The sequence below is a fragment of the Nocardia sp. NPDC005746 genome, from assembly GCF_040630785.1.
Taxonomy (GTDB): domain Bacteria; phylum Actinomycetota; class Actinomycetes; order Mycobacteriales; family Mycobacteriaceae; genus Nocardia.
The window spans coordinates 561,623-580,361 of the sequence record NZ_JBEXYE010000001.1 but is presented as its reverse complement, the minus strand read 5'-3'; the positions used below and the strand labels follow the sequence as shown (position 1 = coordinate 580,361).

Here is an 18,739-nt window from a genome sequence, read left to right as displayed (position 1 = left end):
TCTGCCCTGTTACCGCTCGGTCATGCTACGCGGCACCTATCCTGGGTGACATCTCTCGGGGGAGGACGCCGCCCATGACACGCTTCGCTACCTGGCTCCGGCTCAATATCGACGCGGTGGTCGCCATCGTGATCGCGATCACCGCGGTGATCGTCGAGTTCATCGACAAGAACACCAAGCTCGATCCGGTGAGCAATGCCATCCTGCTGGTGCTGAGCCTGCTCGCGGTGACGCTGCTGCGGGACCGCAACCGGATCGCCCGGTTGGTCGGCGAGACGGCCGCGGTGCGCCTGCTCTACGGCGCGGAGGTGGATCAGGCGCACGCGCTGGCCCGACGCGACACCGACAACTGGATCTACAAGGGCGGCACCGGAACCTATCTGCGGGCCACCACGCTGCCGTTCTTCCTGGGCCGGGTACGCGCCGAACAGCACCTGCTGAATCTGCGGGTCGAGATCCTGGACCCCAGCGACGAGCAGCTGTGCCAGGTCGAGGCGCAGCATCGCAATTCCCTGCAGCCGGGCGGCGACGCGACCGGGCGACCGTGGACCACCGACCGGATCCGCAAGCAGTCCTTCGCCACCGTGGTGGCCTGCTCCTGGTACCGGGCCCAGTCCGAGCTGCTGACCATCGAGCTGGCGCTGTCCTCGGTGGTGTCGACCTACCGCTGGGACATGTCCGACAGCGTGGTCATCACCAATCAGCGTGGCTCGAACACCCCGGCGCTGCTCTTCGAACGAGGCAAGACCCAATACTCCGATCTCACCCGCGAATTGGCGTTGAGTTTCAAGCAGGCCCGCCACGTTCCGCTGGGCCGCGACAGCGAGCTGCGGCCACCCGCCGAACCGAGCATCGCGCAGGTGCGGCGGCTGCTGGAGCGGCTGACGCTACCGCTGCCCGCCGTGTACACCGACGACGATGTCACCGAGATCGTGGAATACGCACTGCGACCGGCCAATACGTTCTAGCCGGTGAGCAGCAGCCCCGCCGTCGCGGCGGTAGTCGCGGCCACGGCCAGCACCAGGCCGGTCAGCACGAAGCGCCGCATGGGCACCCGCACCTCGTGGGTGCGGCAGAACTCCAGGCAGAGCAGGGTGGCCAGGGAGGCCCACGGCGTCACCACCGGACCCACATTCGCGCCGATCAGCAACGCCAGCAACTGATCGGCGGCGGCCGGACATGCGACGGCGAGAGGTTCCAGCTGCGCCTGCGCCGGCGGCGCGGGTTCGGCGACCCCCGCGCTGAGCTGGGTGGCGATGGCCTTGGCCACCAGCCAGTCCCGCACTGACGAGTGGATGAAGCCGAAGCGGTTGTCGTCGCTGCGCACGATGAGGCTGCGGGAGCCGAGGGCGTGCACGAACTGCGCCACATTGAGCCGGCTCGCGTCGATCTCCTGCACGGCGGCCTGCGCGACCTCGGTCAGTTCCGTGAGATTCAGGTAGGGCCGCCCGTTCTCCCACACCCGCAGCGCGAAATACGTGACGGCGAGCCACAGTTCGGTGAGGCCCAGGGTGGGCTGCGAGCTGGCGCTTTCCGGGGACCGCTCGATCTCGCCGACGACCAATTCGCGCTGCGGGTCTGGGATTCCGCCACCGGCGAACGCCTGCACACCCTCAACGGACACGGGCGGCACGTGCGCGCGGTGTCGTTCAACGCGGACGGCACCGTGCTCGCAGGTTTCGGCAACGACGGCAGCGTCCGGCTCTGGGACGCCGCCACCGGGCGGCTCACCCACCGCCTGCAGGGCAGCGCGGACGGGCTGGTCACGGTGGAATCGGGGGTGTTCAGCCCGGCCCGGGCCACCCAGCTGGTGACGGTCGGCAATGCCGGGCGGCTGCGGGTGTCCGATATCGGCACCGGCGAGGCCGAACGGGAGATCACCGTCGACTCCGCGCCGGTGTGGGCCATCGCCTACGACCCGACCGCCCGCTTCATCGCGACCGCCAACGACGACGACACCGTGACGCTGTGGACCCGTGAGACCGGCGGCGAGCACGCGGTCTGCGCCGACCATCGCGGCCGGGTGCGCTCGATCGCCTTCGACGCCACCGGCGCGACCATGGCCACCGGCTGCGACGACGGGCAGATCCGGCTCTGGGCCGTGGAGTCCGGGGAACTGCTGGGCACGCTGTCGGATCCGACGCCGAGCGGCGCGGGCGGGCATCGCGTCTACGGGGTGGTCCTGCACGACGACCTGGTCGCGGGCATCTCCTGGGACGGCACGGTCCGGATCTGGAGCCGGGCCGGAGGCCCCCCGCTGCACCGGCTGGACCTGCATCGTGGGCGGCTGTGGTGCGTGGCGGTGGACGCGCGGTCGGGACTGCTGGCCACGGCGGGCGACGACCTGGTGATCCAGCTGTGGGACATCGCCACGGGCGAGCACCGGCACACCCTGCACGGCCATCGCAACCGGGTGCGGTCCTTGGCCTTCGATCCGTCCGGGCGGCTGCTGGCCAGCGGCGGCAATGACGGCTCGATCATGGTGTGGGCGCTGGACGAGTCCGCGCCGGAACCGCGGGCCACCCTGCTGGGCCTGCCGGAGGGCTGGGTGGCGTTCACGCCGGACGGCCGCTACAAGACCGAAGGTCTGACGGCGGGCCAGTTCTGGCACGTGATCGGCATGTGCCGGTTCGAAGCGGGCGAATTGGACCCGTACCTGCCGCAGATCCGGCAGATGGAACTCGACGACCCGCTGTAAACCGCTCCGGCACACCGTAAGCCAAATGTTAGCCAAAGTAAGAATCATCACGGTGTGACGGGGAATACTCTGACTACAGGGCAGGTCACGCCTGCCCGCGCACAGGGAAACTATGTGTGAAAACCCGCCCCGCCGGTGCTTTCTTGCTGGCCGTACCGGTCGGTGCACGCTAGGTTTTCGAGGGTGGCAGTGAGTCTGTTGGGTAAGGCCGGCCGCGCACCGGCCGCACAGGAATCAGGTTTCGCCGCGCATCAGGCTGGGGTCGATCGCCTCCTGGCCTCCTATCGCGCCATCCCGCCGGATGCCAATGTCCGGCTGGCCAAGAAGACGTCCAATCTCTTCCGGGCCCGCGCCCGCAGTACCGCACCCGGACTCGACGTGTCCGGATTGACGCAGGTCATCGCGGTCGATCCGGAAGCCCGCACGGCCGACGTGGCCGGGATGACCGCTTACGAGGACCTGGTCGCCACCACGCTGCCCTACGGACTGGTCCCGCTGGTGGTGCCGCAGCTCAAGACCATCACCCTCGGCGGCGCGGTCACCGGACTCGGCATCGAATCGACCTCGTTCCGCAACGGGCTACCGCACGAATCCGTGCTGGAGATGGACGTCCTCACCGGGGCGGGCGAGATCATCACCGCGACCCGGGACGGGGAGCACGCGGAGTTGTACCGCGGATTCCCCAATTCGTATGGAACGCTGGGTTATTCGACGCGGTTGAAGATCGAGCTGGAAACCGTGGAACCCTATGTCGAGGTGCGGCATGTTCGCTTCCACCGGCTGCGCGAACTCGAGGCCGCCATGGCGCGGATCATCGCCGACCGCGCCTGGGACGGCGAACCGGTCGACTACCTCGACGGCGTGGTCTTCACCGCCGACGAGAGTTACCTGATCCTGGGCCGCCAGACCGACGAACCAGGCCCGGTCAGCGACTACACCGGCATGGACATCTACTACCGGTCCATCCAGCACGACTCCCCGCGACCCATTCGCGACCGGCTCACCATCCACGACTACCTGTGGCGCTGGGACACCGACTGGTTCTGGTGCTCGCGGGCCTTCGGCGCGCAGAACCCGCGCGTCCGGCGCTTCTGGCCGCAGCGGTACCGGCGCTCCAGCTTCTACTGGAAACTCATCGCCCTCGACCACAAGTACGGCATCGGCGACAAGATCGAGGCGCGGCACGGGAATCCGCCCCGCGAACGGGTGGTGCAGGACATCGAAGTGCCGCTCGAGCACACCGCCGACTTCGTGGAGTGGTTCCTGCGGGAGATCCCGATCGAGCCGATCTGGCTGTGCCCGTTGCGATTGCGCGACGGCGACGGCGAACGGCCCTGGCCGCTCTACCCGCTGGAACCCGACCGCACCTATGTGAACGTCGGCTTCTGGTCGGCGGTGCCGACCGTGCCCGGACAGCCCGAGGGCGTGGCCAACCGCGCCATCGAACGCAGAGTGTCCGAACTGGACGGTCACAAATCGCTGTATTCGGACTCCTTCTACGACCAGGATGAATTCGCCGGCCTCTATTACGGCGGCGGCGCCTACTCCTCTCTCAAGAAACGCTACGACCCGGATTCTCGTCTACTGGATCTGTATTCGAAGGCGGTGCAACGCAAGTGACCACGTACAAGGACCGTTCCGACGTATTCGCCGAGCTCGGAACCAAACTGAGCATTGCCGAGATCTTCGCGACCCTGCTCGACGGCCCGGTGCCCATCCGCCTGACCTGTTACGACGGCAGCACCGCCGGACCCGAGGACTCCGAATTCGGCCTCGAGATCCTCACGCCCCGCGGCGTCAACTACATCGCCACCGCGCCCGGCGACCTCGGCATGGCGCGCGCCTACATCGCCGGGGACCTGATCGCCCACGGCGTCGAACCCGGCGACCCGTACGAACTGCTGAAGGCCATGGCGAGCATGAAGTTCCGCCGCCCCACCGCGCTGCAGCTGGTCGTCATCGCCCGTTCCCTGGGCTGGGAACTGCTCAAGCCGGTGCCCCCGCCGCCGCAGGAGGCCATGCCGCGCTGGCGGCGCATCGCGCTGGAGGGACTGCGGCACAGCAAGACTCGCGACGCCGAGGCCATCCACCACCACTACGACGTCTCCAACACGTTCTACGAATACGTGCTGGGCCCGTCCATGACCTACACCTGCGCCGCGTACGAGGACCCGGCCTGGACGCTGGAACAGGCGCAGGAGAACAAGTACCGCCTGGTCTTCGAGAAGCTGAACCTGAAGCCCGGCGACCGACTGCTCGACATCGGCTGCGGCTGGGGCGGCATGGTGCGCTACGCCGCCAAACACGGTGTCCACGTCATCGGCGCGACCCTGTCCGCCGAACAGGCCGAATGGGCGCAGTCCAAGATCGCCGAGGAAGGCCTGTCCGACCTCGCCGAGGTGCGGCACTCCGACTACCGCGACGTGCACGAGGGCAATTTCGACGCGGTGTCCTCCATCGGCCTGACCGAACACATCGGCGTGCACAACTACCCGGCCTACTTCGACTACATCAAGTCCAAGCTGAAGGTCGGCGGCTTGTTCCTCAATCACTCCATCACCCGGCCGGACAACACCCGCATCACCAAGGCGGGCGACTTCATCGACCGCTACGTCTTCCCCGACGGCGAACTCGCGGGCTCCGGGCGCATCATCTCCGAGATCCAGAACGTGGGCCTCGAGGTGCTGCACGAGGAGAACCTGCGCGAGCACTACGCCCTCACCCTCGCCGAATGGTGCGACAACCTGGTGAAGAACTGGGACGACGCGGTCGCCGAGGTCGGCGAGGGCACCGCCAAGGTGTGGGGCCTGTACATGGCGGGCTGCCAGCTCGGGTTCGAACGCAATGTGGTGCAGCTGCACCAGATCCTGGGCGTCAAACTCGCCGCGGACCAGACCTGGACGGTGCCCCTCCGCCCCTGGTGGAAGGCATGACTCTCATGGGCTCTCAGGGGTAGTCCCCCGAAACCCGGAGGACGGGCGTGCGGCCAGTGCCGCGCGCCCGTTCCCTCTCACGACGACAGGCCGGGCACCGGAAGCCCCAAACGGGCTGTCAGCCAAGGGAATGACGACGTGAAGGCCGAGGCGGCGAACTGCCAGGTGTGACCGCCGACCGTCGTGTGCACGGTGCAGTCGATGCCGACCTTGCGGCCCGCGTCGCACAGTTGCTCGGCGGCGCCTTCCTCGTTCGCGTCCTGGACGCCGTCGCGGCCGCCCTTGCCGATCTGTTCCTCGCTCACCTTGGGCGTGCCGGGGAAGTTCCGCGGCTGTCCGTTCGGTGCGCCGTTCGCGCCCGGGTTGTTGGTGCGCTTGGGTGCGGTCAGGTCGTCGAACAGGCCGACCACGCCCGTGTAGGGGCCGTGCTTCTCCATGACCGTCAGCGGATCGAATTGCGCCCAGGCGTCGGCGTTTCCGCCGTACAGGCGTTTCATGGTCTGCTCCTTGGAGCCCGCGGTCGGGCCCAGGTCACCGGCGATGTCGACGAAGGTGCCGAACAGGTCCGGATGCATGACGGCCAGGTCGACCGCGCAGGTGCCGCCCATGGACCAGCCCACCACCGCCCATTGCGCCGGATCCTTCGAGACGCCGAACTCCGACTCCACGTAGCCGGGGACGTCCTTGGTGAGGTGGTCGGCCGCGTTGCCGCGCGGGCCGTTCACGCATTCGGTGTCGTTGTTGAAGCTGCCGCCGGAATCGACGAACACCAGCACCGGCGTCTGCCCGCTGTTCTTGGCCGCGAAAGCGTCCACGGCGGGCATGATCTGGCCGCTGCGGACCCAGTCGGCCGGAGTGTTGAACTCGCCGCCGATCATCATCACGGCGGGCAGGGTGGGCGGTGTGTCACCGGCGAACCAGGCGGGCGGCAGGTACACGTATTCGCGCCGATGCCGGAAGTCGCTGCCCGCCTCCGGAATATCCACCTCCACGATGCGCCCGGTCCCCACATCCGTCTTGCGCAATTCGGCGAGCTCGTCCAGATCCACCTGGTGCGGTAGCGGATCGGCGTTGAGCGCGTCCCAGGCCGCCTGCACCGTCGGGTAGTAGCCGACCCACTGGTTGAGCACCACGCCCGTGTACAGCAGCGCCGCCGGGACCGCCAGCACCGCCGCGATCCGCTGCCACCAGCCGCCGGTCCGCAGTCCGACGATCGCGGCCACCAGTCCGGCGGCCGTCAATCCGATCGACGCCCACAACAACGCCGGCGCCGGATCCGAGGCCAGTCCCTGATCGTCCACGAAATCCCAGGCCGCCCACGCCGCCGCGACGCCGCCCACCGCGCACACCGGCATCCACAGCACCCACCAGCGTCGCGTCGCCCGCGCGAACGCGATCACCAGCAGCAGCACCGCCACGAACGCCACCACCTGCGGCACCCACCCGTGCAATAGCGAAACCCCGTGGTGGAAGCCCCCGTAGCCGCTGCGGGCGGCGGGCGGGTGCGGCGCGGGCGGCGGCCCGAGCGGCGGTGACTGCGACGGCGCATGCGGCGAGAACACGACGGCGATTGTGTCCGCCGTTCCTCGAGAAACGCTGTGAATACCCTGCGACCCGTCCTACAGCAGTGAATCCAGGAAGCGGCGCGGCGCCTCCTGACCGTCCGCGTCCAACGGCATCTCGTGCCGCATGGTCCGCAGGATGGTCAGCACACTCGGCCCGGCATCCAGCAGCGGCCGCGACCAGCCCAGCTCGGCGCACCGCAGCACCACCGGCGTGAGCGTCGCGATCGACTCCCCGAGCCAGCCCGCCGTGGAGAGGCACTCGGCCAGCAGCAGCGCCGAATCGAGTTCGGCCCGGGGCCGGTGCTGTTCCTGGATCCGGGCGTGCAGGACGCGGGCCCGTTTCACCACGGTGTCGTCGGTGCCGAGCGGGGCCAGGTCGTCGGTGGCGCGGTCGTCGCCGCGATAGTGGCGGGCCAGCAGCGCCCGGATGGTGGCGATCTCCTCGGCCTCGGCGGTCAGCACCGCCGCACCGGTGGCATGCCGCGGTGTGCGCGCCATCGGGTCGGTGACCAGACCCGCGCTCAGTGAATCGGCGGGCAGGCCCAGCCGCAGGCGCTCGGCCCGGACCTGCGCGGCCAGCCGGGTGAGCTTACGGTCGGCGGCTATCCGCGCGCCCTCGTCCAGGCGAGCCGCGGCGGTCTCCAGGTCGCCGCGCACCGCCTTCACGCGCGCGCCGCTCACGAAGATGGTGACCAGGAAGTCGACCGGGCCGACGCGGGTGGTCAATTCGTGGCTCTGATCCAGCAGCCGCTCGGCGCTGTCCAGATCGCCGCGGCGGTAGGCCACCTCGCCCAGCAGCGCCGCCGCCACCCGCACCGCGTCCGACCGGGACCCGGCGCGATCGCGGGCGGTCTGCCAGGCCTGTTCGAAACACCGTGTGGCGGTGGCGATATCGAGCTGCTCGTAGGCGGCGTCGCCGCGCGCGCACAGGCCGAACACCTCGCCCAGCGGGTCGGCCGAGCGGGCGTGGAACGGGGCGGCCCAGTCCTGCATGCCGCGCGCGCCCTCGAAGTCGAAACCGCACAGCCGCACGAACGAGGCCAGGTTCGCAGCCGTGGACACCGTCCACGCCGGGAGATCGTCGGCCAGCTTCAGGCATTCGGTGATCTTGTCGAGCACGCCCTCGGTGCGGTCCCGCGCCACCTGGTCGGCCGCCGCCAGCACCGCCGCCTGACAGCGCTGGGTCACCGCCTCGGCATCGTCGGTGCCGCTGCGCGCCAGCATGTTCGACAAACGGCCCAGCGCGGTCCGCGCCGCCCCGGACTGCTGCAGATTCACATTCGCCCGGGCCAGCGCCATCAACAGCTTGGACCGCGAAGTCACCTGCTGGACCGGCAGTTTCGACACGGTGCCGAACAGGGTGGCCAGCCGCGAACTGTCGATCAGATCCATGCCGCCCTTCTCGACCAGGTCCAGCGCGTACTTCAGATCGGTGGCGGCCAGCGCGTGATCCACCGACTGCTTGATCAGATTGTGTTCGGCGAACCAGCGAGACGCCTTGCCGTTCAACTTCTTCAACTGCCCCGGCTGCGCCCGGTCCAGCCGGGCGCGCAGATGCTCGGCCACCATCGGCTGCATGCGGTACCAGCTCGGATCGTCGGGAATCCGGTGCACGAACAGCTCACGCTGCTCGGCCTCGTCGAGCAGATCCGCGGCGTCCGCCGCACCCGACAGCGCCTCGGCCAGCGACGCGTTCACCCGCTCGGGAATCGCTATGTCAGTGAGGAATTCGAGCATGCGCGGCTCGATGGCGCCGAGCACGTTCTCGGCCAGATACTCCCGGATCGCCTTGTTGTCACCGGACAGCCCGATAATCAGCCGGTCGACATCGTGATCCGCCGCGCGCAGCGACAATCCCGCCAGCTGGATCGCGGCCGGCCAGCCGTCGGTGGCGGTGTGGATCTGCTCGACCTGCCGGTCGCTCAACTCCAATCCCAGCCGGTCGACCAGGATTTCCCTGGTCTCCGCCTCGGTCAGCCGCAACTGCGGGGACCCGAGCTCGATCAGCTCGTCGGCCACCTGCAGACGGCTCAACGGCAGCCCCGCCCGCTCCCGGCTGGTGATGACGAAACGCAGTTCGTGCGAACAATTGTCGAGCAGTGACGCCATCACCCGCTGCGCCCCGGCGTCGGTGATCCGATGCCAGTCGTCCACCACCACGACCACCGGGGTCCCGCCCGCCCGCACCTCGTCGATGAGCGCCGACACCGCGTACGGCACCGCCTCGGCGGGCCGCTCCTCCAGCAGCTGTTCCAGTCCCACGCCGATCTCCGGCCGCACCTTGCGAATGGCCGCGATGATGTGGGCCAGCAGCCACACCTCGTTGTCGTCGTCGCGGTCGATGCCGATCCAGGCCACCGGCATCCCGCGATCGGTGAGCTCGGCACACCACTGCGCGGCCAGCGTGCTCTTGCCGAATCCGGCCGGGCCGTGGATCACCGCCAGCCGGCGGCGGCCGCCCGACCGCAGCGGCTCCAGCAGCCGGGGCCGGGCGATCGGTTCCCGCGCCGGCGTCGGCGGCAGGAATTTCGTTGTGGCCGTGGGCGGCAACGTATTGCCGGTGCTGAACACCGCGCTCGGATTGCCGGTCGGGCGCAGCGTCAGCGACCGGTTGCGCGGCGCCGTCACCACGGTGTGCCTGCGCTGGGTCGAATACGTCGGCGCCGAGGGATCATGGCCGTCCGCACCGAGTTCCGCGCCGTCGATCAAGGCCATCTCGTCCGGCACCTGACCGTGGTCGCCCTGCACTGCGCGCAGCAGCTCACCGAACTCCACCGCGCTGACGGGCCGATCCCGCGGCTCCGGCGACATGGCCGCCTCGATGGCCGCGGCCACATCCGCCGGGATCTCCAGTTCCCGCAGGTCCGGCACCGGCTGACTGGTGATGCGCAGGAACTGCGCCACCACCTTCTCCCCGGCCTGCCGCTCGAACGCGGCGTGCCCGGTCAGCAGCGCGAACAGGGTGGAACCGAGCCCGTACACATCGGAACGCACGGTCGGCTCGTCACCCTTGAGCACCTCGGGCGCCGTGAACGCGGGCGACCCGGTGATCAAACTCGTGGTCGTGCGGAAACCGCCCGGGATACGCGCGATTCCGAAATCGGTGAGCTGCGGTTCCCCGTACCGGCTCAACAGCACGTTGGCGGGCTTCACGTCCCGGTGCAGCACCTCGGCGCGATGCGCGGTCTCGATGGCCCCCGCCAGCTTCACCCCGACCCGCAGCGAATCCACCCAGGACAGCGGCCCATTGTCGTGCACCACCTGTTCCAGGGAACCGCGGGTCGCGTACGGCATCACGATGTACGGCCGCCCGGTCGGCGTCACGTCCACCTGGAGGATGTCCACGATGTTCGGATGCCCCGACAACCGGCCCATGGCGTGCTCCTCGCGCAGGAACCGCTCCCGGCTCTCGTCGTCGATCTCCGCGGAGAGCACCTTCACCGCCACCACCCGGTCCAGGGCACGCTGGCTACAGCGGTACACCACCCCGAACCCGCCCCGGCCGATCTCCTCCGCGTCGAACAGGCCCATGGCCTCGAGTTCGTCGTCGATGTTCACGGGAACGTATGCCTGCGTGGAGTTTTCGGGAGACGCCTGCTCACGCCGCGAGCCGTCCCGGCGCGCCTGTGAGTTCATCTCCACCACCTCGACCTGGAACGAGTAACCGTGTCCGCCCGCGCATATTCAACGTAGCGCGGACCGCTCGGGCGTGTGGACCCTTTCGGTCTCGCGCCCACCGCTGTACACATACCCGTACAACACTCGGCCCGGGCCGCGTATTCGCGACCCGGGCCGGGTATTTCACATGCTCGAGCGCCGGTGGTTCAGCGCTCGCGCACGGTTACTACTTGCGCAGCGAGGCCGGAACCTCGAAGCGGCTGCCGAACTTGGCGGCCAGCTCGTCGGCGCGGGCCACGAAGGCTTCCTGTCCACCCGGGTAACCGACGATGAACTGGTGGGTGCCACCGGTCCAGGCCGGGAAACCGATGCCGAAGATCGAGCCGATGTTGGCGTCGGCGGTCGAGGTCAGCACGTTCTCGTCGAAGCACTTCTGGGTCTCGATGGCCTCCGCGAACAGCATGCGGTCCTTGAGATCCTGCAGGGTGACGCCCTCGGGGAGGGTGGTCGAGGTGCCGAAGGTGGAGCGCAGCTCCGACCAGATACCGGTGGCCTTGCCGTCGGTGTAGTCGTAGAAGCCCGCGCCGCCGGCCTTACCCTTGCGGTCGAACTCGCCCACCAGCTTGTCGAGGATCTTCGCGGTCGCGCCGGAAGCGGCGTCGATCTCGCCACCGGCGGCCACGACGGCCTCGGCGGTCTCCTTGTAGATCTTCTGCATGGTGGTGAAGTTCAGCTCGTCCGACAGCTTCAGCGGCGCCGCCGGGTAGCCCGCCTGCAGACCGGCCTGCTCGATGGTCTGCGGGTCGACGCCCTCACCGAGCATCATGATGGCCTCGTTGATGAACTTGCCGATCACGCGCGAGGTGTAGAAGCCGCGCGAATCGTTCACCACGATCGGGGTCTTGCGGATCGCGAGGGTGTAGTCGTACACCCGGGCCAGCGCCTCGTCCGAGGTCTTCTCACCCTTGATGATCTCGACCAGCGGCATCTTGTCGACCGGCGAGAAGAAGTGGATGCCGATGAAGTCCTCGGCCCGCTTCACGCCATTGGCCAGCAGGGTGATCGGCAGGGTCGAGGTGTTGGAGCCGAGCAGCGCGTCGGCGTCCACGATGTCCTCGATCTCGCCGAAGACCTTCGCCTTGAGCTCCGGGTTCTCGAACACGGCCTCGATCACGAAGTCCACGCCCGCGAAGTCGGCCGGGTCGGCGGTCGGCTTGATGCGGTCCAGGAGGGTCTTCGACTTCTCCTCGGTGGTCTTGCCGCGGGAGAGAGCCTTCTCCTCGAGCTTGACCGAGTAGTCCTTGCCCTTGTTGGCGGCCTCGATGGTGACGTCCTTGAGGACGACGTCGATGCCGGCCTTGGCGGTGACGTACGCGATGCCCGCGCCCATCATGCCCGCGCCGATCACGCCGACCTTCTTGATCTCACGCTTCGGCACGTCCTTCGGACGCGAACCGCCGTTGTTGATGTGCTGCAGGTCGAAGAAGAACGCCTGGATCATGTTCTTGGCGACCGGGCCGGTCAGCAGGGACACGAAGTAGCGGGACTCGATCAGCGACGCGGTGTCGAAATCGACCTGCGCGCCCTCGACCGCGGCGGCCATGATGGCCTGCGGCGCCGGCATGTTCTGGCCCTTGAGCTGCTTGCGCAGGTTGGCCGGGAAGGCCGGGAGGTTGGCGGCCAGCGCCGGGCTGGACGGGGTGCCGCCCGGGATCTTGTGGCCCTTGACGTCCCAGGGCTGCACACCCTTGTCCGGGTTGGCCTTGATCCACGCCTTGGCGGCCGGGACCAGCTCCTCGATCGAGCCGACGACCTCGTTGATCAGGCCGGTGGCCTTGGCCTTGGCCGGGGTGAACTTGTTGCCCTGCAGCAGAACGCCCATCAGGCCGTTCGCGATGCCCAGCATGCGGGTGATGCGGGTGACGCCGCCACCGGCCGGGAGCAGACCGAGGGAGACCTCGGGCAGGCCCAGCTGCACGCCCTTCACGTCCGCGGCGATGCGGTAGTGGGTGGCCAGGGTGATCTCCAGGCCGCCGCCCAGGGCAGCGCCGTTGATCGCGGAGACGACCGGCTTGCCCAGCTTCTCCAGGCGACGCAGGTCAGCCTTGATGGTGGTGAGCTCTTCCATGATGGAGGCCGCGTCCGCGGGGGTGGTCTTCATCATGTTCTTCAGGTCGCCGCCGGCGAAGAAGGTCTTCTTCGCGGAGGTGATGACGACACCGGTGATGTCGTCCTTCTCGGCCTCGAGGCGATCGACGGTCGCCTTCATGGAGTCCTTGTAGAGCTGGTTCATGGTGTTGGCGCCCTGGTTGGGGTCGTCCATGGTCAGCACGACGATGCCGTCGGCGTCCTTTTCCCAGCCGATCATGTTCTCGGTCATAGTGTTTCGTGTCTCCCTAGAGAAAAGTCGGTGGGCGTCAGACGCGCTCGATGATGGTGGCGACACCCATGCCGCCGCCGATGCACAGGGTGATCAGGCCGTAGCGGGCGTTGCGACGGTGCAGCTCGTCGACCACGGTGCCCGTGATCATCGCGCCGGTCGCGCCCAGCGGGTGGCCCATGGCGATCGCGCCGCCGTTGACGTTCAGCTTCTCGTCCGGGATCTGCAGGTCCTTCTGGAACTTCAGGACGACGGAGGCGAAGGCCTCGTTGATCTCGTAGAGGTCGATGTCCTCACGCTTCAGACCGGCCTTGGCCAGCGCCTTCTCGGCGGCCGGGGTCGGACCGGTGAGCATGATGGTGGCGTCGGCGCCGGAGGTGCCGGTGGCCACGATGCGGGCGCGCGGGGTCAGGCCCGACGCGGCGCCGGCCTCTTCGGAACCGATCAGCACCATGGCGGCGCCGTCGACGATGCCCGAGGAGTTACCACCGTGGTGCACGTGGTTGATGGACTCGACGAAGTGGTAGCGCTGCATGGCCACCGCGTCGAAGCCGCCCATCTCGCCGATGCCGGCGAAGGCCGGGTTCAGCTTGCCGAGGTCGGCGGCGGTGGTGCCGGGACGCATGTGCTCGTCGTTGTCCAGCACGGTCAGACCGTTCAGGTCCTTGACCGGGACGACGGAGTTGGTGAAGTAGCCGTTCTTCCAGGCGTTGGCGGCCAGCTCCTGCGAGCGCACGGCGTAGGCGTCCACGTCATCGCGGGTGAAGCCCTCGATGGTGGCGATCAGGTCGGCCGAAATGCCCTGCGGGACAATGTAGCTGTCGTAGCTGGTCTTCGGGTCCATGAACATGGCGCCGCCGTCGGAGCCCATCGGCACGCGGGACATGGACTCGACGCCACCGGCGATGACCAGGTCGTCGAAGCCCGAGCGGACCTTCTGGGCGGCCAGGTTGACGGCCTCGAGGCCCGAGGCACAGAAGCGGTTGATCTGGAAGCCGCCGACGGTGTCGGGCAGGCCCGCGGTGAGCACGGTGGTGCGGGCGATGTCCGCGCCCTGGTCACCGACCGGCGAGACGACACCCAGGATGATGTCCGAGATGCGAGCCTCGTCCAGGTTCGGGAAGCGCTTCCGCAGCTCCTGGACCAGACCGGTGGTCAGGTCGATCGGCTTGACCGAGTGCAGCGACCCCCCACGGTTCTTGCCGCGCGGGGTGCGGATGGCCTCGTAAATGTAGGCCTCTGTGGTCATATCGGAGTTTTCCTCTCTTGGGTGCGCCGTCACCGCGTTGTGCGGGCCGTGCCGTAGCCATACCTCGCCGACCGGCCCCACGACCGATCGCCTTTGACGCTGTACAAACAACGTCCCGAGCCGGTTTGTTGACGCTCCGGTAACCCGTACGCCTGGGCATACCTTAGAACCTCGCGAAACCGATACTCACGGCCACCCGATCATAGTACCGAACTATGCGAACTCCGGTTAACTTAAGTTGGCACCCGAGGGAACTGTCAACCCTCCAGAGGTGTGGCGCCCAACTCCTGCACCAACAACGCTAGGGCCACCTCATCCGGGTCGCGGCGCTCCTCCGGAGGCACCGGCTTGGCCGACTCCTCCAGCATCTCGCGCTCCTCCTCCGGCGTAGTAGCAGGTGGGACGCCGTCATAACCTACCGGCGAGTAGTCCACCGGCCCCGGATCGTCCGGAAGGTCCGGCCCGTCGGGCAGCGGAATATCGTCCTCCGGCGGCGCGAAACGGGCGCTCTCCCGCTCGAACGAATCCCCGCCCGCCGGCCCCGGATCCGCGGGCGCGGGAGCCGCCGGAGCGGACGCGGGGGCGCTCCCCCACCCGGTCGCCGGAGCCGGTTCGGCGACCGGCGCCGCGGCCGCCCTGGCCTGACTCGGCCGCGAGAACTTCTGCGCCGCCTTCTTCGGCTCCGCGGGCGCGGTCGCGGGCGCCCGGCCCGCCGGGGCCTTGGCGGCCGCGCCGCCCGACCCGGCTCCCCCGACTTCCCACTTCACCCCGTGCTCACGGCCCAGCACCGCCTTGACCGCCGACTGCACGGCCTCCAGGTACTGCGGCTGCGACAACCGCTGCGCCAGCGGCGCGTGCTGATGCGCCAGCACGATCGTCTCGCCCTCGACCCGGGCCACGCTCGCGCCGGACAGCAGCGCGTGCACCGCGGCCCCGAACTCCCGCACCTTGGCCCGGATATCCGCCCAGGCCTCCTCGACCTGCTGCAGCACATCGTCACCGACGGGGCCGGCGGCCGGGACGACCTCGGCAGCCGGAGCCGGCCCGGAGGTCGGCTGGGCCTGTCCCTGCTCAGCAGTGGCGACACCCGCTTCGGCGACCGCCGGGCCGGACGAAGAGGGCTGCGCGACAGCATGGTCGGCCGCGGGAGCGGACGGCGGGGCGGCCACGGCGGGCTGCGCGGGAGCGGCGGCCTCGGCCGCGGCGGTGCTCGTGGGCGCGGCCGCGGCTACCGAATTCGCGGCCGCTTCCTGCTGCGGCGCTGCCGCTTGCCCGGACTCGTGCTCCGGCGCGACGTTCCCAGCGGTCGCGGATCCGCGTGAAGCCTGTTGTGCCGCAGCACGTTCGGCGGGATGAGCAGGCTGCGCGGCCACCGCCGCGGCAGCGCTCTCCTGAACGGGGGCGAGGGACGGCGGTGTGACCATCGCGGGCACCGGGCTCGCGACCGGCGAGAGCTCGGGCGGGCGGATCGTGGTTCCGGTCGGACTCGGATTCGCGGAATCCACTGCGGGAGAATCGGATCCGCTCGAGGGCATGGTCTGTGCGGGCGGGGCGTCCCCGGCCATCGGAGCATTCGGTTCCGCGGCGGGAGCGGCCACGGTCTGAGCGGGCGGCGCCGGAGCCACCGCGGGGGCCACCGGAGCTGCGGCCGCCGAGGGCGAATCCGGCGCGGCCGGAGTGGCCGGAGCCGCGACGGGCGAGGCGGTCCGGGGCGGAACCGACTCGTCTGCGACGGAAGGCGCGGGCGTGCCGGACTTCTCGGCCCGCATGGCGGCCAGGGCGGCGGCTCCGCGGCGGGCGTTGCCGCCTCCGGTGGCGGGCGGAGCCGCGGCCGGGGCCGACGCTGCGGACGCGGCGGTGGGCGCGGCGCCCTGGGGCTGCTGCGACGCGGCGGGGAGTGCGCCGCTTGCCATTCGGCGCTCGAGGAGTTCGAGGCGCTGGAGGGTGGCGGTCTCGGCGTCGGAGGCCGCGGGCAGGAGCATGCGGGCCGCGATGACCTCCAGCAGGAGGCGGGGGTTGGTGGCGCCGCGCATGTCGCCGAGGCCCTCGTGCAGGAGTTCGGCGTGGCGGGCCAGGGTGGCCGCGCCGAGGCGGTCGGCCTGGGCGCGCATGCGGTCGATGACGTCGCCGGGGCCGGTGACCAGGTTGCGGTCGGTGGCGTCGGGGACGGCGCGCAGCAGGATCAGGTCGCGCAGGCGCTCGAGCAGGTCGGTGGCGAAGCGGCGGGGGTCGTGGCCCGCCTCCACCACGCGGTCGATGGTGCCGAAGAGGGCGGCGCCGTCGGAATCGGCGAGGGCGTCGACGGCATCGTCGATCAGGGCGATGTCGGTGACGCCGAGCAGCGACACCGCGCGCGGATAGGTGACGCCTTCCGCGCCCGCGCCCGCCAGCAGCTGGTCCAGCACGCTGAGGCTGTCACGCGGGGAGCCGCCGCCCGCGCGAATGACCAAGGGGTACACCGACTCCTCGACCCGCACGCCTTCCTGGTCGCAGATCTTGCCGAGCAGTCCACGCATGGTGGCGGGCGGGAGCAGCCGGAACGGGTAGTGGTGGGTGCGCGAGCGGATGGTGGGCAGCACCTTGTCCGGCTCGGTGGTGGCGAAGACGAAGATCAGGTGGGCGGGCGGCTCCTCCACGATCTTGAGCAGCGCGTTGAAGCCGGCCGTGGTGACCATGTGCGCCTCGTCCACGATGAAGACGCGGTACCGGGATTCGGCGGGTGCGTAGAAGGCGCGGTCGCGCAGTTCGCGGGTGTCGTCGACACCGCCGTGGCTGGCGGCGTCGAGCTCGATGACGTCGAGGTTGCCCGCACCGCCCGGACCCAGCGCCACGCACGACGAGCACACGCCGCAGGGGGTGGAGGTCGGTCCCTGTTCGCAGTTCAGCGAGCGGGCGAGGATGCGCGCCGAGGAGGTCTTGCCACACCCGCGCGGTCCCGAGAACAGATACGCATGACTGATCCGCCCGGTGTCGAGCGCCGTACTCAGCGGATCGGTGACGTGCTCCTGACCCACCACTTCAGCGAACGTTGCCGGTCGGTACTTCCGGTACAGAGCCACGGGGAGAGGTTACCGGTGCGCCCCGACAGGTGGTGACATGCGGCCGAACCACCAGCCGCCCTGAGATGTGATGCAGATCACATTCCATCCCGAGCTCCTGCCAAAACCGACCGACCCGAACTGATACCCGGTCAAATCGGATAGCAAATTCTCCGCGTCGTTTTGAAACGGTAATTGTCGAACCCACATTTACTGCAACGACACCAGATACAGACCTGCGTTCTGTTTCAAGACCACAGAGCGGACATAACGATTCTGTGAATCGGTGCGGCAAGAACGCAACCCCTTGGCTACCGTAGACATCGGCAACTTCGGTAGCCAAACCTTCATCAGGTTGGTTGCCCCGGCCGGTCCCTCATCCCGACCGGGGCACAACCAAATCCTCCGGAGGACATGCCCCGTGCCTTCGCACGACGACATCGCCACCGCCTGGCTCTCCAGCACCGAATTCGCGGACGACAGCGCCGCCGTCGGACTGCTCAGCCGGGCCATCAGCCCGCACGATTACGACATCAAGCGTGATTCGCTACCGGTGTCGGCCGCTGCCGATCCGGCCACCGCGGGCGCGATCCTGGAACTGCTGCAGCGTCGCCAGGTGCCGACCCTGGCCGCCATCCGCACCCACATGGTGCAGAACGACATGCGGGCCGAGGCCGAGCGCATCGAGCGGCTGGGCCGCCGGGCGCAGCGCAGCATCGACGATTTCGGGCGGGTTCTGGCCAAAGCGACCGACGAATACTGGACCGTGCACGGCACCGGTCCGACCCGGCGCGACATTCTGCTCACCGAACCGGTGATCGCCCTGATCCGCGACCGGGTGGGTGACATCCCGCCGACCGCCATCAAGCACCTGTGGCTCATCGAGCGCGCGCAGCGGTCGGGCTGGATCGCCTACAGCGCCGAGCCCCGATCCCTGTGTGCCGGAAGGCGTTTCTTCGGCCTCCGCTACGGCAACCGGGTCTCGCTGCGGCCGGTGAACATGATCGGCACTCTGGTGGCGGCCTATCTGCGCGACCAAGTGGCCGAGAACGGGCGCCCGCCGCGCTGGTCGGTCATGGCCTACGAGCTGCGCGACGACCGGGGCCGGCGGGTGTTCAACGACACAGCCGACGCCCGCGCCCAGCAGCGGTGGCTCGTCACCGCGGAATGGATGGCGCTGGAGGACGGAAATCCGGTGCCCGGCCCGCGGGGATTGCGCGCGCTGGCCAAAAAGGCCAGGGAACAGCGCAGCTGACGC

11 protein-coding genes are annotated in these 18,739 nt (G+C 69.1%); 5 read left to right on the top strand and 6 right to left on the bottom strand.

The window, feature by feature from the left end:
* Positions 1-74 precede the first annotated feature (74 nt).
* Positions 75-968 carry a hypothetical protein gene (locus ABZ412_RS02605; protein ID WP_357275395.1) on the top strand — a complete coding sequence of 298 codons (894 nt, stop codon included), beginning with the start codon at positions 75-77 and terminating at the stop codon, positions 966-968.
* Here ABZ412_RS02605 and ABZ412_RS02600 read toward each other — a convergent pair.
* Positions 965-1,624, bottom strand: coding sequence for a hypothetical protein (locus ABZ412_RS02600; protein ID WP_357275393.1), 660 nt, complete (start codon positions 1,622-1,624; stop codon positions 965-967). The genes ABZ412_RS02605 and ABZ412_RS02600 overlap by 4 nt on opposite strands.
* Before the next feature lie 18 nt (positions 1,625-1,642).
* On the opposite strand from ABZ412_RS02600, the gene ABZ412_RS02595 reads away from it, so the two are divergent.
* The 3 genes from ABZ412_RS02595 to ABZ412_RS02585 all read left to right on the top strand — a co-directional run bounded on the left by ABZ412_RS02595 (position 1,643) and on the right by ABZ412_RS02585 (position 5,631).
* On the top strand, positions 1,643-2,698 hold the full coding sequence (locus ABZ412_RS02595) for a WD40 repeat domain-containing protein (RefSeq protein ID WP_357275391.1): 1,056 nt from the start codon (positions 1,643-1,645) through the stop codon (positions 2,696-2,698).
* 189 nt (positions 2,699-2,887) lie between these two features.
* Positions 2,888-4,318: an FAD-binding oxidoreductase gene (locus ABZ412_RS02590; protein ID WP_357275934.1), complete on the top strand. Its 1,431-nt coding sequence runs from the start codon at positions 2,888-2,890 to the stop codon at positions 4,316-4,318.
* Positions 4,315-5,631: a class I SAM-dependent methyltransferase gene (locus tag ABZ412_RS02585; RefSeq protein ID WP_357275389.1), complete on the top strand. Its 1,317-nt coding sequence runs from the start codon at positions 4,315-4,317 to the stop codon at positions 5,629-5,631. Before ABZ412_RS02590 ends, ABZ412_RS02585 begins: the two co-directional genes overlap by 4 nt.
* Positions 5,632-5,708: 77 nt before the next feature.
* On the opposite strand, the gene ABZ412_RS02580 is transcribed toward ABZ412_RS02585, so the two are convergent.
* The 5 genes from ABZ412_RS02580 to ABZ412_RS02560 all read right to left on the bottom strand — a co-directional run bounded on the left by ABZ412_RS02580 (position 5,709) and on the right by ABZ412_RS02560 (position 17,502).
* Positions 5,709-7,193: an alpha/beta hydrolase-fold protein gene (locus ABZ412_RS02580; protein ID WP_357275387.1), complete on the bottom strand. Its 1,485-nt coding sequence runs from the start codon at positions 7,191-7,193 to the stop codon at positions 5,709-5,711.
* A 57-nt stretch (positions 7,194-7,250) separates the two neighbouring features.
* Positions 7,251-10,832 (bottom strand): protein kinase, encoded by a 3,582-nt coding sequence (locus ABZ412_RS02575; RefSeq protein ID WP_357275385.1) that lies wholly within the window; start codon positions 10,830-10,832, stop codon positions 7,251-7,253.
* Between the two features lie 208 nt (positions 10,833-11,040).
* The gene (locus tag ABZ412_RS02570) at positions 11,041-13,194 is read right to left on the bottom strand and encodes a 3-hydroxyacyl-CoA dehydrogenase NAD-binding domain-containing protein (protein ID WP_357275383.1); all 2,154 of its coding nucleotides are present in this window, start codon (positions 13,192-13,194) and stop codon (positions 11,041-11,043) included.
* 37 nt (positions 13,195-13,231) lie between these two features.
* On the bottom strand, positions 13,232-14,443 hold the full coding sequence (locus tag ABZ412_RS02565) for an acetyl-CoA C-acetyltransferase (RefSeq protein WP_357275380.1): 1,212 nt from the start codon (positions 14,441-14,443) through the stop codon (positions 13,232-13,234).
* Between the two features lie 257 nt (positions 14,444-14,700).
* Positions 14,701-17,502: a DNA polymerase III subunit gamma and tau gene (locus ABZ412_RS02560; RefSeq protein WP_357275378.1), complete on the bottom strand. Its 2,802-nt coding sequence runs from the start codon at positions 17,500-17,502 to the stop codon at positions 14,701-14,703.
* Positions 17,503-17,902: 400 nt separating this feature from the next.
* Here ABZ412_RS02560 and ABZ412_RS02555 point away from each other — a divergent pair, with 400 nt between their 5' ends.
* On the top strand, positions 17,903-18,736 hold the full coding sequence (locus tag ABZ412_RS02555) for a hypothetical protein (protein WP_357275376.1): 834 nt from the start codon (positions 17,903-17,905) through the stop codon (positions 18,734-18,736).
* Positions 18,737-18,739 lie beyond the last annotated feature (3 nt).

Coding starts and splice junctions, on each gene's coding strand:
- ABZ412_RS02565 (WP_357275380.1), bottom strand. CDS start 14,443: ATGACCACAGAGGCCTACATTTACGAGGCCATCCGCACCCCGCGCGGC.
- ABZ412_RS02570 (WP_357275383.1), bottom strand. CDS start 13,194: ATGACCGAGAACATGATCGGCTGGGAAAAGGACGCCGACGGCATCGTC.
- ABZ412_RS02605 (WP_357275395.1), top strand. CDS start 75: ATGACACGCTTCGCTACCTGGCTCCGGCTCAATATCGACGCGGTGGTC.
- ABZ412_RS02575 (WP_357275385.1), bottom strand. CDS start 10,832: ATGAACTCACAGGCGCGCCGGGACGGCTCGCGGCGTGAGCAGGCGTCT.